The organism is Streptomyces albidicamelliae (assembly GCF_025642175.1).
Classification (GTDB): domain Bacteria; phylum Actinomycetota; class Actinomycetes; order Streptomycetales; family Streptomycetaceae; genus Streptomyces; species Streptomyces albidocamelliae.
In genome coordinates this window covers 297,891-311,621 of the sequence record NZ_CP106795.1, presented here as the reverse complement: position 1 = coordinate 311,621, position 13,731 = coordinate 297,891, and the positions used below count along the sequence as shown (strand labels likewise).

Genomic DNA, 13,731 nt, shown 5'->3' with positions numbered 1-13,731 from the left:
ACAAGGCCCGGAGCCGCCGCTCAACGGTTCTCCGGCGAACCGGACGATCTCCGGAAAACCCGGACGGTCCGCGGGCGGACCAACAGGACCGGCGCGAGTCGACCGGCGTGTGCCAGACTCGGCGGCGGCAGCGGCCTCACCGCCGTTGTGGAACAAGGGAGTTGTGTGCCATGGGACGTCCGCAGAAGGACCTCGTCCTGGACGGGTCGGCGGAGCGGCTCTTCGCGTACTGGCTGCGGGACCTGCGCGGATCGGCCGGCCTCACCCTGGAGCAGCTGGCCCGGCGCACCGGGTACGGCAGGACGACCGTCAGCGACGCCATGCGGGGGAAGACCCACCCCACCCGGCCGGTCACGCTGGCGATCGTCGGCGCCTGCGGGGGAGACGTGCGGCGCTGGGGCGAGTACTGGGCGCAGGTGCGCCGGGCCCTGGACCCCCACTGCCCGGACGGCCCGGCCGCAGTCACCCCGCCACCCTGGGACGGACCCGCGGACCGCGCGGCCGGGGTGCACGCCGAGCAGTGCCCGGCGGACTGCGCGCGCACCGAGCCGCACGGCTGGTACACCGAGTCGGTGTCCACCCTGCTCCGGCTGGACACCCCGACCCCGGAGGCGCTGGAGCGCCGCATCGTGGTGGCGACCTGCGACGGTCTGGCCCGGATACCGGTCGGGGTGAGTGTGCCCCGGCGCGCCGGGGACACGACGCCCGACCACGGGCTCGAGATCTCCGCCGTCCGCGGCGGACGCCTGGCGGACGGCGGCCCGCAGTACGAGAGCTACTTCGAGCGGTTCCTGATCCTGCCCGTACCCCTCAGGGCCGGGACCCGCCACGTGTACGAACTGCGGCTGCGCATCCCGCCGGCCCAGCCGATGGCTCCGCACTTCGTGCACGTGCCGCTGACCCGCAGCGAGCATTTCCGGCTGCGGGTCCGGTTCGACCGCGCGAAGCCGCCGCGCGCGGTGTGGCGGCTGACCGGGGTGCCCACCGCGGTGATCTACCAGCGGAATCCGGGAACCCCGGCCCTCAGCCCGGACGAACATGGGCTTGTCGACGTCGAGTTCACGGCGATGAAGGTGGGCTACGGCTATGGGCTGAGCTGGCTGGAGGCCGGCTCCGCGGCATAGCCCTCCGCCCGTGTACGCAGTCGGGCGCGGACCGGCTCGGCATCGGGGTGGTGCAGGTCCTCGAAGAGCGCGAGGGCCTCCTCCCAGAGGGCGCCCGCGTCCTCGTCCCGGCCGAGTGCCGCATGGGCGTCCCCGAGGTGCGCCAGCGCATGGGCCTCGCGGTAGCGGTCGCCCAGCGCCCGGTCCAGGCTCAGGGATACCTGGTAGTGCCCGATCGCGGCGGCGGGCCGGCCGAGCGCCTGTTCGGAACGGCCCATGCCGATCAGGATGCCCGCCTGTCCGTCGAGGTGCCCGAGCCGGGTGTAGAGGTCCAGGGCCCGGCGCGCGTGGTCCAGGGCCACGGTGTGCTCTCCGAGGCGCTCCCACTGCTGCGACACGGCGGTGCGGCCGTCGGCGAGCGCGAGCGGGTCCCCGGTGCGCTCCGCCATGGCGAGCGCCAGCCGGGCGTGCGGCAGCGCCCTGCGCGGGTCGCCGCAGGAGCCGTGGACCCGGACCAGGGAAAGCCGCACCTCCCGTACGCCCTCCTCGTCGCCGAGGTCGCGGCAGGTGCGCAGGGCCTCGTGCAGCAGGCCGAGCGCCTCCCTCGTACGGTGCAGGCGGGAGAGGGCGTCGGCGAGCCGGCGGGTGGCGGTGGCGTGCGCGGCGCGGTCCGCGGCCCGGGCGGCGGCGTCGCGGGCCAGCGCGTGCACGGCGGCCCGCTGGGTCCGGTGGCCGGAGCGGCGCAGGTGGACGGCGCAGGCGTCGGCCAGCCGCCAGGCGTACGGCTCCAGCCCGGGGGTGACGGCGGCCTGGGCGACCAGGGCCTGCAGCGAGGACAGTTCCGTCTCGAACCAGCCGGTCGCCGTGGCGCGGTCGCCGATCGCCGGTTGCGCGGCGGTGGGCTTCGGCGGGCCGCCGGGTGCCGGGCGCCAGGGTTCGAGGTGGTGATCGGCCAGGCGCGCGGTGTCCACGTAGTGCCGCAGCAGCCGCTCGGTGCCCTCCCGGCGCTCCTGCGGCGGGCCACCGTCGAGGAGCTCCGCCGCGTACAGGCGCAGCAGATCGTGCAGGGCGTAACGGCCGGGGGTGTGCTGGCGGACGAGGTGGGCGGCGGTGAGGGTGTCGAGGAGAGCGGTGGGCGGATCGGAGGCGCCGACCAGCCCCGCGCAACTCGTGCCGTCGATGTCGGGTCCCGGGTGGCAGCCGAGGAGCCGGAAGAGACGGGCGGCGGGCGCCGGCAACAGCGCGTACGAGCCGTGGAAGACGCTGCGCAGGTCGACATCCGCGTCCTGCACACCGAAGAGGTCCAACGGCGCGCGGGCGCGGCGCAGTTCGCGCACCAGGGCACCGACCGAGCCGGCGGGGGCGGTGGCCGTCCGGGCGGCGGCGACGCTCAGCGCGAGCGGCAACCGGGCGCACAGGTGGACCAGTTCGTCGGCCTCGCGCGGTTCCTGGGCGAGCCGCTCGGCGCCCATCTGCCGCTCCAGCAGGGTGCGGGCGGCGTAGCGGGGCAGCACGTCGAGGGCTATGCGCAGGGCGCCTTCGCGTACGACGAGACCGTCGAGGCGATTGCGGCTGGTGACGACGGCGACGGAACCGGGGTCGGTGGGCAGCAGCGGCCGTACCTGGTCGGTGGAGCGTGCGTTGTCGAGCACCAGCAGCACCCGGCGGCCGGCCAGCAGGGTGCGCAGCAGTCCGGAGGCCACGGCGGTGTCGGCCGGAACGGCGGCGGGAGTGACACCGAGGGCCTGGAGGAAGCCGTGCAGGGCCTCGCCGGCGTCCATGACCGCCTCGTCGCCGAAGCCCCGCAGATCGACGTAGAGCTGGCCGTCCGGGAAGCGGGCCCGCGCCTGGTGCGCCCAGTGCAGCGCCAGTGCCGTCTTGCCGACGCCCGCGGTGCCCTCGACGACGGCGACGGCCGCGCGCCCGGTGGTGCCGTCCTCGGACGTCCCCTGCAACGCGTCCAGCCGGGCGAGTTCGGCGTCCCGGCCGACGAAGACCGGATGGCTCAGCGGCAGCTGACGAGGCGTCGGGAAGATGGCGGCGGGCCCGCGCGGGACGGTCGGGCGCAGTCTCCGGGCGGCGTCGGCCTCGTCCCGCAGGGTGGCGAGCCGGCCGGCCTCGGGCCCGAAGACGCCCAGCGCGGCGAGGAGCGCGTCGAAGACTCCGGTGCCCGGCAGAGTGGTGCCGTTGAGATAGGCGTACAGACTGCTGGTGGAGACGCTCAGGCGCCGGGCGAGCTCGCGCCGGTCCAGTGTTCTGCCGGACCTCTTCTCGGCCCGGACGACGGCGCGGGTCAGCTCGACCGCCAGCCGCTGCGCGAGTGCCTTCGCGTCCTGGCCGGGCGGCCACGGGAATTCGTTCACCACCGTTCCCCCTCAGGGACGTTCACCGGTCCGCACCACGCGGATCCAGACGATTCCAGTGTGTTCCAGCACGGCGGGCGACCGGACGGATCCCCGTGATTGCCTGCGGATTCCACGCCGAGGGGATACCGGACCTCGGTCGGCCGCGGGAGGACGACAGCCGTGCAGACCCACTGAATCGCGGTGCCCCATCGAGAGCCGGCCCCTGACGTCCACCGGCGGGACGTGGGGGCCGGTCGCGCGCACGGAAGGGCTACGGCCCGGACGATTCGCTACGGCGCGCGGCCCTGGCTGTCCGGTGCGGGGGAGGGCGCGCGGATCAGCCGTGCCCCGGTCCGGACGAGGGGTCACCCGGTCTCGGAAGGCACGCAGCCGAGCACCGTGTCGGCAGCCGCGGCCCAGGTACAGCGGGCAGCCATCAGCTCGCGGAGTTCGGCGGCGTCGCGAAAGGCGGCCTCCGGGTTGTGCAGGACGGTGTGGATGGCCTGCGCCCAGGTCCTGATGTCCGCCTTGCGACTGCCCCGCGTCGCCTCCACGTCGACCACGGCCCGGTCCGCGACCCGCGACCGCTGAGCGCCCAGCAGCATGCCCAGCCCACTGCGGCCACTGACCAGCACGGGCACCCCGCAGGCGATCGCCTCCGCGCCTGCCAGACCGAACGCCTCCGCCCGCGAGGGCATCAGGACCAGACTGGCCCGCGCGAGATCGTTCTCGATCCGCCGCGGATCGGCGGAGTAGCGGCGGGGGATGACGTCCACGGCGGAGTTGTCGACCCACTTCTCCACCTGAGCCGCCAGCGACCGGGACTCGTCGTCCGGGACTCCGCGCACGAGAAGGTGGCACGAGCCGGGCCCGCCCGCTTTGGAGATCGCCTTTCCCAGGGCCTTGGCGGCGATGTCCAGGCCCTTCAGCGGAGCGTCGTCGAGCCGGCCCAGCAGCAGGATCTGCGGAATCTCCCCGGGCCGGGGCGGAGTGACGAGTGTCCCGCCGTCGAAGCCCGGGTCGATGCGTACGGGCGCGGCCAGGTCCCGGTACTCGGGCGTGCGCAGATGGGGCCACAGGGCCCGCTCCAGCCGGGGGCCGACCGGCACCGGGTGCAGTGCGCCGCGGCAGAGCCGCAGCTCCAGATCCGTGCGGTCCTCGGCGCGAGCCGCCAAGTCCCCCTCGGCGTACGGCTTGTGCGCTTCGGCTTGGTCGGGTTCGACGTGCAGGAAGTGCAGTCGCCCGGCGTTCCGGAAATGACGCTCCACCAGAACCTTGGCGGGCGGTCCCGTCACCCTGCCGTGCCCGAGGACGAGGTCGGGCACGAAGCCGTCGGCGAACTCCGGCGGCGCCGACAGCGCCGCGTCCCTGCTGAGCCCCTGCTGGGCGACGTCGATCAGCTCCACTCCGTACGCCGCGGCGTCCGCACGCTCCTGTGGGGTGGCGGCCTCGACCAGGACCCGGACGTCCGTCTTCCTCCGGGCGAGGGCGACGCACAGCTTGCTGTTGAACGTGCTCAGACCACCGCGCGCCGGGAACCACTCGTCGGCCACCACCAGCACGCGCACCGGCCGGCCCGGCTCCCGCTTCGGCCCCGCCAGCGGATCGCCTATCCCGGCCCGCTCCAGAAAGCCGAGGATGTCGTTCAGCCACTGGAGGAACTGCGACGTGAGCCGCCGGTCATGCTCCGCCACGGCCTCGCCGTCGAGTCCCGATGCCCGGAGGGCCCCTTGGGCGTTCTCCCAGATGCCGTCCACCGAGTCCCGGATGAAATGGGTCTCGGCCGTCGAGGGCAGTTCCTGGGGCACGCGTCCCTCCGGCCGGGTCACCACCGCCAGCGGGCCCCGCGTTCCCTCGCCCCGGGCGTCCGTCAGCCGGCGGTACGTCCTCTGCTGGTGGCGGATCGCCGTCATGTGCATCAGGTAGCGGACGAAGTGCGGCATCGCCGGCCGCCGGTTCGCCGACCAGGCCAGGGCGCCCAGCCGCGCGTCCGCGCCCGTACGCCCGAGCATCCGCAACACCCGCCACCGCGACTCGTCGTCGCCCTCCGGCTCCGTCAGGTCGACGTCCCCGGGTACGTCCTCCGGAAGCTTTCCCAACTCCATGGTCACCGCGCCCAGATGGCACGCGCCGAGTGGTCCTACGACCGTCTCCACCCGTTCGCGCAACCCGGTCCAGTCCCGGTCCGGGCCGGCGCCCAGGAGGACCGACAGATTCAGGATCTCCCGGTGGCGGCGCAGGATCGCCTGGTCGAGCCGGTCGGCGGACTGCACGCCCGCCACCACGACCGAGCCGTGCTCGGACGGGTCCGGCAGGTCGTGCGGCACCTCGACCGGCAGGGTGGCGTACAACTCCCTCTCCGCTTGCCGGAGTTCGCGGAAGCGTTGCCACATCGACCGCACGGAGGCCACTCCCTCCCCGGCCCGCGTGCCGTCCAGCGGGACGAACACGTGAACCGCGACCTCCTGCTCCGTGACCCCGGGCCCCGCCACCCCATGCCCCGTCACCCCTTGCTCGGTCACGTGCCGGTGCACCCCCGTATCGCGTCGCCACTCCTGGCGTTCTCGCTACAGTTGAGGGCATGCAGTCTAGGGCGGATTCACCCGGAACGGGCATGGACGCGGCGTTGCTCGCCCGGGCCCGCGAGTTGCTCGACGACATCCCCACCTGGCGGCTTCCGCCTGCGGCCTGGTCGCGTCCGGGCGCGGCCGTCGAGGCACTGGCGGCAGCCTACGGCGCCGGGGACGACGCCGCCCTCCGGGTCGCCATCGCCCGGCTCGAAGTCCTCAGCCCCAACCGGGTGGAGCGCATCACCGACCCGGACGACGTCCCGCCGCCGGAGCCCTTGCAGGAGCGGCTGACCGCCCTCGTGCACACCATCGCCGAGCCGGTCGATAGCACGTCGGGCACGGCCGACGGCGACGACGGACGCTGAACAGGGACAGCCGGCGCCCGTGACACGCTCGTCGTACCGTCGTCTGTGTCTCGCCCTGGCGCTGCGGCGCGCCCACCGGGCGACGGTGGACGGCCGCTTCCCGCGCCGTCCGGCCCGTTCCGCCGGCTTCCTGGAGGACGCCCTGCGGTACGCCGGGCGGGAGGACCGGGTGGCACTGCTGGAGGGAATCGCGGCCCTGTACGCCGAGTCGGCCCGCCGCGGCGCCGGCGCCGCGGCCGGGAGGCGGTCGGTGGAGGCCCTGCGCCGGGCCCTGGCCGACGCGGAGCCCGACGAGGCGCTGGTCCTCGCGCAACTCGCGGAGGCGCAGGCGGCCCTGCACGCGATGACGGGCGACACCGGGCCGCTGCGGGACGCCGTCGCCACCGCGCGCCGGGCGGTGGACCGGGCCCCGGAGGACCCGCTGTCCCGGGTCATGGTCCTGTCCTCGATGGCCGCACTGTTGCTGGGGGCAGGGGCGGACCTCGCGGATCCCGGTCTGTTCGAGGAGGCCGTCTTGATGATCGGGAACTCGCTCGCCGAGGGCGGCGGTTCGCTGCTGCGGCTGGCCCAGGCCCATCGGCTGCGGTACGAGTTCGACGGCGAGGCCGGGACACTCGCGCTCGCCGAGGAGGCTGCCCGGGCCGCGGTGGCGGAATGCGAGGAACACACACTCGACGCGGCCGACGAGTACGCCGAACTCGCCCAGATCCTGCGCTACCGCTCCGGTCGATCCGATGACCAGCGCCTCGCGCGAGAGGCCGCGGACGCGGCACGCGAGGCGCTGCGCCGCACGGCCTGGGGCGATGACGAACACGCCAAGAGAGCCTGCCTGTTGGCGGGCGCCCTGACCGAGTGCCACTACGCCGGGGACCCCGAGGCACTGGCGGAGGCGGTCGCGGTCGTACGCGCCGCCACGGCTGCCGAAAGGGTGGGAGCGAGGGGGAGGGCGGCCGCCCGCCGGGACAGCGGTGCGGGGGGAGCGGACGAGTGGCGGGCTCCCTCTGCTGGACGGGCGGGTGAGCAAGGAGCAACGGGTGCCGGGGCCTCGGACGATCACCGGGTGGCCGGTGGCGGGGCCATGGGCCCTCGCCGGGCGGCCGGTGGCGGTGCGCCGGATGAGCGCCGGGCATCCGGTGGCGCGGCGTCGGAGGATCGCCCGGCTGTCGCTTCCGGAGGGGCGGGTGAGCAACGCGCTACTGCGGTCGGGTCGTTTTGGGGCCAGGAGAGCACCGCCCCTGACACGCCGGCTGACCGCGGCGCCGCCACCCGCGGGACAACGAACGGAACCGACGCCGACAGAGTGGGCGCCACCCACGCGCCCGCGATCCCGACCGCACCCGCCCCGGCCGACGCCCGCTCCGACGTCTGGCAGATCGCCGCCGCGGTGCTGTGCGCGTGGGCCGATCAGCACGAGGACGCCGCCGTGGCGGAGGAGGCCGAGCGGGCGGCCCGGACCGCGCTGGCCCTCGCCGGGGAGGACGAGCAGCGGCGGGCCGACGCGCTGGACACCCTCGCCGACGTCCTGCGCTGCGCCTATCTGCTCGGCGACGACGCCCGGCCACTGGACGAGGCGATCGCGTACGCCGAGGCAGCCGCCCCGCTTCAGGCCGGCCCACCGGGCGACCGGGCGGGACGCATCGGCAACCTCGGAGTCCTGCTGCGCCTGCGGCACGAGGAGACCGGCGCCCGCGACGACCTGGACGCGGCGATCGGCCGGTACGGCGAGGCCGTCGCCCTGCTCGGCGACGAACATCCCGACGCCGCGCTGCACTTCAACAACCTCGGCTCCGCCCTCGCCGCCCGGACCCGCCTGCACGGCCTCGACCACGAACTGGACGAGGCGATCACCGCCGGCCGGGCCGCCGTACGCGGAGACGGTCCCGCGCACCAGCGAGTGCTGCGGCTGAGCAACCTGGGCGGGGCGCTGTACGCGCGTTACACCCGCGACGGCGACCTCGACGACCTGGACGAGGACATCGACCTCCAGCGCGAGGCACTGCGCCTGGCCCCGAATGACCACCCCGAGCGTCCCGGTCTGCTCAGCAACCTCGCCACCGCCCTCACCGAACGCCACGAGACCCTGGGCGCCCGGGACGACCTGTCCGAGGCGCTGGCCCTCCTCGAGGAGGCGATGGCGGCCGGACCCGCCTCCCGGCGGCTGGCGACGGTCGCGGGCGCCCACGGCCTGGCGCTGCACGCGCTCCACCGCGTCACCCGCGACCAGAACGCGCTGGACCGGGCGCTCGTCAGCCTGCGCACGGCGGTGGAGGCGACCTCACCCACCGATCCGCATATGCCGCTCCAGCTGGCCAATCTGGCGACCTCGCTCCAGGCGGAGTCGGCGCATCGCACGACGGCGGCCGCCGAAGCCGTCGACGCGGCACGCGTTGCCCTGGCCTCGCTCGGTGAGAGCCGGTCGGCCACCGCGGTCCGTGGCAGTCTGCTCCTCGCGCTGGCCGCCCGCTCCGGCGAGGGGGACCTCGACGAAGCGGTCACCCTGGCCCACCGGGTGGTCGCGGACACCTCCCCGGACGATCCCGACCTGAGCCGCTCACTGGCGAACCTGGCCTACGTGCTCAACGTGCGGTACGAGTCCACCGCCGAGACGGACGACCTGGTCGCGGCGACCGACGCGCTGCGGGCCGCCGCCAGGACCGGGACGGGCCCTGCGGACGTCCGGCTGCACGCGGCCCGCGGCTGGGGCCGGCTCGCGGCGCTGACGGGTGACGCGCGCGCGCGGCGGAGGCGTTCGCCCTCGGTGTGGAACTGCTGCCGACCGCCACGCCCCGCCGGCTGGAGCGGCCCGACGCGCAGCGGAGGCTCGCCGAGGCCGCCGGCCTGGCGAGTGACGCGGCCGCGATGTGTCTCGCCTGTGGTGATCCCGAGCGGGCACTGAGCCTGCTGGAACTCGGCCGCGGGGTGCTCCTGAACCGCCGGTCCGGGATCCGCGCCGACCTCGCGGACCTCATCGATGCCGACGCCGGTCTCGCCCAGCACTTCGAGCGACTGCGCGACGCCCTCGACCGGCTGGACCACCCTCCGCCGCCGCTGCCGGACGCGCCTCCGGAGCCGGGGGCGACCGGTTGGGAGCGGGAACGCCGCCGGGATCTCGAGGCCGAACTCGACGTCGTCGTACGTCGGATCAGGGCACTGCCCGGGCAGGCCGACTTCCAGCGGCCGCCGTCGTTCGAGTCGCTGCTGGCCGAGGCCGCGCACGGTCCGGTCGTCGTGGTGAACGTCAGCGAGTACCGGTGCGACGCACTGCTGCTCACCACCGAGGGGCTGCGGCACGTGCCGCTGGACGGCCTGGACGCGGACGAGCTGGAGCGGGCCGCGGAGGTGTTCCACGCGGACGTCGTCACCGCGCTCGATCCCCGGGCCGCCCAGGACGCCGTCGACGCGGCCAACGCACGCGTCACCGCGGTGCTCGACCTGCTGTGGCGGGACATCGCCGGTCCGGTTCTCGCCGAGTTGCGGATCGCGGACCCGGACACCCGCGTCTGGTGGGTACCGACCCGGGCGCTCTGCCGGCTTCCGCTGCACGCGGCCACGGCCGCCCGGGACGCGGCAGGGTGTCCGGCGGACGACACGGATGTCCAGGAGCCGCCGGCGGGCAGCGCGGCGCTCCCGCTGTCGCTGGTGGACCGAACGGTGTCCTCGTACACACCCACGGTCACCACGCTGCACCACGCGCGAGCCCGTGGCTCGGCGCCGGACCGCACGGTCGCCGCCGTCATGCACGCCGACGTGCGCCGGCCGGGACTGCCGGAGCTGCCCGCCGCGCGCCGCGAGGCCCGGGCGGCGGCGGAACGCCTCGGCGTCGAGCCGCTGGACCTCGCCGCATGCGAGCGGACCGTCCTCATCGACGCGCTGATCACCTGCACTCACCTGCATCTCGCGCTGCACGCGGTGGCGGACCACGACGACCCGGGCACCAGCCGCTTCCTGCTGCCGGACCTCGATCTGACGTTCGCCGAGATCGCCGCGCGCCGAGGCGGCTGGGGTCGTCTCGCCTACCTCTCGGCGTGCGAGACGACGCGGACGCCCCCCGACCTCGCGGACGAGTCGATCCACCTCACCTCGGCGTTCCTGCTCGTCGGATTCTCCGGGGTGATCGGCACGCTGTGGCGGGTTCCGGACGCCGTCGCCGAGACGACGGCCCGCTCGTTCTACGACGCCCTGGACACCGTCCGCGACGAACCGGCCGTCGCGCTGGCCCGTACGGCGCGGCTGGTCCGCGTCCACTACAGGGACGACCCGGCGGCCTGGGCGGCCCATCACCACGTCGGGGTCTGAGAGCGCCGGCATCCGCCGACCGCCTTGTCGACCGGTCGTTCCTCCGGTCGGGGGACGTACGGCCGGGGCCGCCGCGGCTGGAATGGATGAGCAGGTTCGCCCATCCCCCCCATCGAGAACGACGAGGTTTCCTCATGCTCAACGCCCGACGTCACATGGCCCGGATCGCCGGTATCTCCTGCATCGCCGCACTGGCGGCGGGAGCCTTCGGAGTGGCCGGGGCCGAGGCGGCGCCGATGGTGAAGCAGCAGCCGGCCGCGTACTCCAGCAGCGATCACCACCAGCAGGAGCACTGGCATCACCGGTACTGCCGGCACCACCGGGACAGCTCGTGGTCCGACGACTCGTGGAGGTACGACAACTCCGATCATCACGGCTCCCGGCACGGTGACTCGTACGACAACAGCTCGCGGCACGACCGCTCGGACCATGACGGCTCCAGGTCCAACTCCTGGTCGAAGGGCGGCAACACGCAGGGCGGCACCCAGGGTTCCGGAAACGGGAACACCCAGGGAGGTACGCAGGGCTGAGTGGCAGAACGGGCCGGCACCTTGCGGAGGGCGACTTCCGCAGGGTGCCTGCTCCGCGTGGGGCGGTGTGGCATCGCCGCGCCGCCGCCCGGTCGGCCGGCTCCCTGGACGGGAACGTACCCCTGCGGGTGGACGCGTCGGTCGGTCCGGGGGATGAGGGGCGGGCCGGAAAGAACGGACACGAAAACTCCTGAACAGAAACTGCGGAAACGCCCTGGCTGGTACCGACCGTCGCCACCGCGCCCTCAGCCCGGCCCGTGCCCGCCGCTCGGGCGCGGCCAGGGCCGTCGCCGTGCCCGCCACCGCGCTCGCGGCGGGCATGCTGTGGTTCTTCCGTGACCCCGAGCGCGAGATCGCCACGGGCCGGGTCATCTCGCCCCGGATCGCGCCCCACCTTCCCGAGGGCACGAAGGTCGAGCAGGGCGACCGTATCGGTCTGATCCGCTTCGGCTCGCGTGTCGACCTCTACCTGCCCGAGGGCGTGGAGGTCGCCGTCGAGGTCGGTCAGAAGACCGTCGCCGGGATCACCCGTCTCGACCGCAACTGACTAGGCTCGGCGTCATGAGTATTCAGCGGATGGACAACGTCGCCATCGTCGTCGACGATCTGGACGCGGCCGTCGGCTTCTTCACCGACCTCGGCATGGAGCTGGAAGGCCGGGCGCAGATCGAAGGTCTCTACGCGGACCGCACCGTCGGACTCGACGGCGTCCGGAGCGACATCGCGATGATGCGGACCCCGGACGGCCACAGCAAGCTGGAGCTGACCAAGTACCACGCCCCGGCGGTGTCCGACGCCGAACCGCGCAATCCTCCGCCCAACACGCTCGGCCTGCACCGCGTCATGTTCGCCGTCGACGACATCGACGACACCATCGCCCGACTCCGCCCGCACGGTGCCGAACTCCTCGGCGAGGTGGCGCGGTACGAGGACATCTTCCGGCTCTGCTACCTCCGCGGCCCCGCAGGCATCATCGTCGCCCTGGCCGAGCAGATCGGCTGACGCGGGCCCGCCGGGCGGAGCGGGCGGACGACCAGTGCCGGGCGCGTTCGGTCACGACGGAAGCCGTCGCGTTCGGTCATGACGGAAGCCGTAACACCCCCGCGGACGTCAGCGGTTGGCGTCCAGCGCCGTCAGGGGCTTTCCGGCAGGGTCTGCCGGATAGCCCTCCACGCGGTAGACGGTGGATCGCCGGGCGTGGAAGCCCAGGCGCTCGTACAGCCGGTTCGCGGCCTCGCGATCCGGCCGTGAGGTGAGATCCACCGTGTGGGCTCCGGCCTCCTCCGCGATCCGCAGGGCCTCCTGGATGAGCAGGCCCGCAATGCCCTGCCCCCGCGCCGCACTGTCGACGACCACGTCTTCGATCCGGCCCCGCAGGCCCGAGGGCAGGGGCAGGAGCGCGAGAGTCAGGGTGCCGGCGATGCCGTCCACCGTCCGGGCGACGAGCACGGTGGTGGCGTCGCTGGTGACCATCCGCTCGACCGCCTCGTGGTCGAGCGGCTCGGCTCTCGACGACAGTTGCGGCAGCAGTCGGCCGAAGGCGTCTACCAGTTCCTGACCTGCTTCACGGGCGATCTCCACACGGACGTCCATGCGCGGAGACTATCCGCCGTACCGCCGACGGCGGCGCTCATTCGGCTCGTCCGGGACGCGGCCGGCCGCGCGGCACGCCTCGCGCCCGGTCAGCGGTGGTCGTTGAGCCAGTCGCCCGGGATCAGGTCACGTACGCGGTCGAGGTCCTCTGCCGTTCGGCCGCGGGCCAGCACGGCCATGCCGTCGTCGTCGCGCAGCAGGACGTCCCGGCCAAGGAACCACCGGGTCCCGCGTCCCTCCTCCTCGCCGGGCGGATACGCCGGGATCGGCAGCCGGACGGCGGTCGACTCCAGCAGTTCCACGCTGTGATCGTCCGCGTCGAGGTAGTCGCAGAGCTGTTCATCGCCATGCAGGGACTCGGACAGGACGATCTCGACGAAGCAGAGGGAAAGCCGCTCCAGCCAGTTCTCCCACCGCTCGGCGCGCTTGTCGGCGAGGTCGAGCCGGACGAGCACCGCGGGATCGTCGTTCTGCAGGCTGTCGAGCAGGATGCCCCAGGAGGCGGCTCCCTGGTTCTCGTGCCGGAAGACCAGGGCTTCCTTGGCGTCGTCCACATACAGGTTCGCCGGGTCCAGCAGCGCATCGTGGTTGCTGGTGAGATCCCGCCGGCGCCCGACCAGCAGATACGCCTCGCGCAACGCCGTCGGCAACCTGAGTCCCAACCTCGCTTCGGCGGAGTCGAGTTCGGCTTGCGTGCATCCGTCGGAGCCGCCCAGGGCCGTGCCGTCCCAGTGGGCGGCGAAATCCCGGATGAAGGTCCACGCACCGCTGCGGCCCGCTACAGCTCCGGCGAGCGACGCGGAGAGGTTGAACTGGTGTGTCATGCCCGGACGATATCCGCCCCGCTCGTCAGCGCTGCCGCCCGTCGCCCCTGCGGCGAGGGGGCCTTCCGCATGGGCGTCCCGTGGGTTGCGGCGGCGCGGCGCTAG

At 74.0% G+C, this 13,731-nt stretch carries 10 protein-coding genes and 1 pseudogene; 7 read left to right on the top strand and 4 right to left on the bottom strand.

Annotated elements, in window-relative coordinates; translation table 11 throughout:
• Positions 1 to 170 precede the first annotated feature (170 nt).
• Positions 171 to 1,124, top strand: coding sequence for a helix-turn-helix domain-containing protein (locus tag N8I86_RS01495; RefSeq protein ID WP_263276844.1), 954 nt, complete (start codon positions 171 to 173; stop codon positions 1,122 to 1,124).
• On the opposite strand, the gene N8I86_RS01490 is transcribed toward N8I86_RS01495, so the two are convergent.
• Entirely contained in the window at positions 1,085 to 3,466 is a 2,382-nt protein-coding gene (locus tag N8I86_RS01490; RefSeq protein ID WP_263276843.1) for an ATP-binding protein, read from the bottom strand. The genes N8I86_RS01495 and N8I86_RS01490 overlap by 40 nt on opposite strands.
• A gap of 347 nt (positions 3,467 to 3,813) precedes the next feature.
• A complete protein-coding gene (locus N8I86_RS01485) occupies positions 3,814 to 5,940 on the bottom strand; it encodes a CATRA conflict system CASPASE/TPR repeat-associated protein (RefSeq protein WP_263280035.1) in 2,127 nt (708 codons plus the stop codon).
• An 89-nt stretch (positions 5,941 to 6,029) separates the two neighbouring features.
• Here N8I86_RS01485 and N8I86_RS01480 point away from each other — a divergent pair, with 89 nt between their 5' ends.
• From N8I86_RS01480 to N8I86_RS01455, 6 genes and pseudogenes are all read left to right on the top strand, one after another.
• Positions 6,030 to 6,383 carry a CATRA system-associated protein gene (locus N8I86_RS01480; protein ID WP_143611304.1) on the top strand — a complete coding sequence of 118 codons (354 nt, stop codon included), beginning with the start codon at positions 6,030 to 6,032 and terminating at the stop codon, positions 6,381 to 6,383.
• A 19-nt stretch (positions 6,384 to 6,402) separates the two neighbouring features.
• Positions 6,403 to 9,279: a hypothetical protein gene (locus N8I86_RS01475; RefSeq protein ID WP_263276842.1), complete on the top strand. Its 2,877-nt coding sequence runs from the start codon at positions 6,403 to 6,405 to the stop codon at positions 9,277 to 9,279.
• Positions 9,243 to 10,679: a CHAT domain-containing protein gene (locus N8I86_RS01470; protein WP_263280034.1), complete on the top strand. Its 1,437-nt coding sequence runs from the start codon at positions 9,243 to 9,245 to the stop codon at positions 10,677 to 10,679. The genes N8I86_RS01475 and N8I86_RS01470 overlap by 37 nt, the downstream gene beginning before the upstream one ends.
• Before the next feature lie 134 nt (positions 10,680 to 10,813).
• Positions 10,814 to 11,209 carry a hypothetical protein gene (locus N8I86_RS01465; RefSeq protein WP_073896258.1) on the top strand — a complete coding sequence of 132 codons (396 nt, stop codon included), beginning with the start codon at positions 10,814 to 10,816 and terminating at the stop codon, positions 11,207 to 11,209.
• 218 nt (positions 11,210 to 11,427) lie between these two features.
• Positions 11,428 to 11,756: pseudogene (locus tag N8I86_RS01460) on the top strand (phosphatidylserine decarboxylase).
• 14 nt (positions 11,757 to 11,770) lie between these two features.
• Entirely contained in the window at positions 11,771 to 12,211 is a 441-nt protein-coding gene (locus N8I86_RS01455; RefSeq protein ID WP_263276841.1) for a VOC family protein, read from the top strand.
• A gap of 108 nt (positions 12,212 to 12,319) precedes the next feature.
• Here N8I86_RS01455 and N8I86_RS01450 read toward each other — a convergent pair whose 3' ends face one another.
• On the bottom strand, positions 12,320 to 12,802 hold the full coding sequence (locus N8I86_RS01450; protein ID WP_263276840.1) for a GNAT family N-acetyltransferase: 483 nt from the start codon (positions 12,800 to 12,802) through the stop codon (positions 12,320 to 12,322).
• Between the two features lie 89 nt (positions 12,803 to 12,891).
• A complete protein-coding gene (locus N8I86_RS01445) occupies positions 12,892 to 13,626 on the bottom strand; it encodes an SMI1/KNR4 family protein (RefSeq protein ID WP_263276839.1) in 735 nt (244 codons plus the stop codon).
• Positions 13,627 to 13,731 lie beyond the last annotated feature (105 nt).

Bases quoted from the DNA above. Each gene is read 5' to 3' on its own strand.
- N8I86_RS01470 (WP_263280034.1), top strand. From the start codon at position 9,243: ATGTGTCTCGCCTGTGGTGATCCCGAGCGGGCACTGAGCCTGCTGGAA.
- N8I86_RS01495 (WP_263276844.1), top strand. From the start codon at position 171: ATGGGACGTCCGCAGAAGGACCTCGTCCTGGACGGGTCGGCGGAGCGG.
- N8I86_RS01450 (WP_263276840.1), bottom strand. From the start codon at position 12,802: ATGGACGTCCGTGTGGAGATCGCCCGTGAAGCAGGTCAGGAACTGGTA.
- N8I86_RS01445 (WP_263276839.1), bottom strand. From the start codon at position 13,626: ATGACACACCAGTTCAACCTCTCCGCGTCGCTCGCCGGAGCTGTAGCG.
- N8I86_RS01465 (WP_073896258.1), top strand. From the start codon at position 10,814: ATGCTCAACGCCCGACGTCACATGGCCCGGATCGCCGGTATCTCCTGC.
- N8I86_RS01480 (WP_143611304.1), top strand. From the start codon at position 6,030: ATGCAGTCTAGGGCGGATTCACCCGGAACGGGCATGGACGCGGCGTTG.
- N8I86_RS01455 (WP_263276841.1), top strand. From the start codon at position 11,771: ATGAGTATTCAGCGGATGGACAACGTCGCCATCGTCGTCGACGATCTG.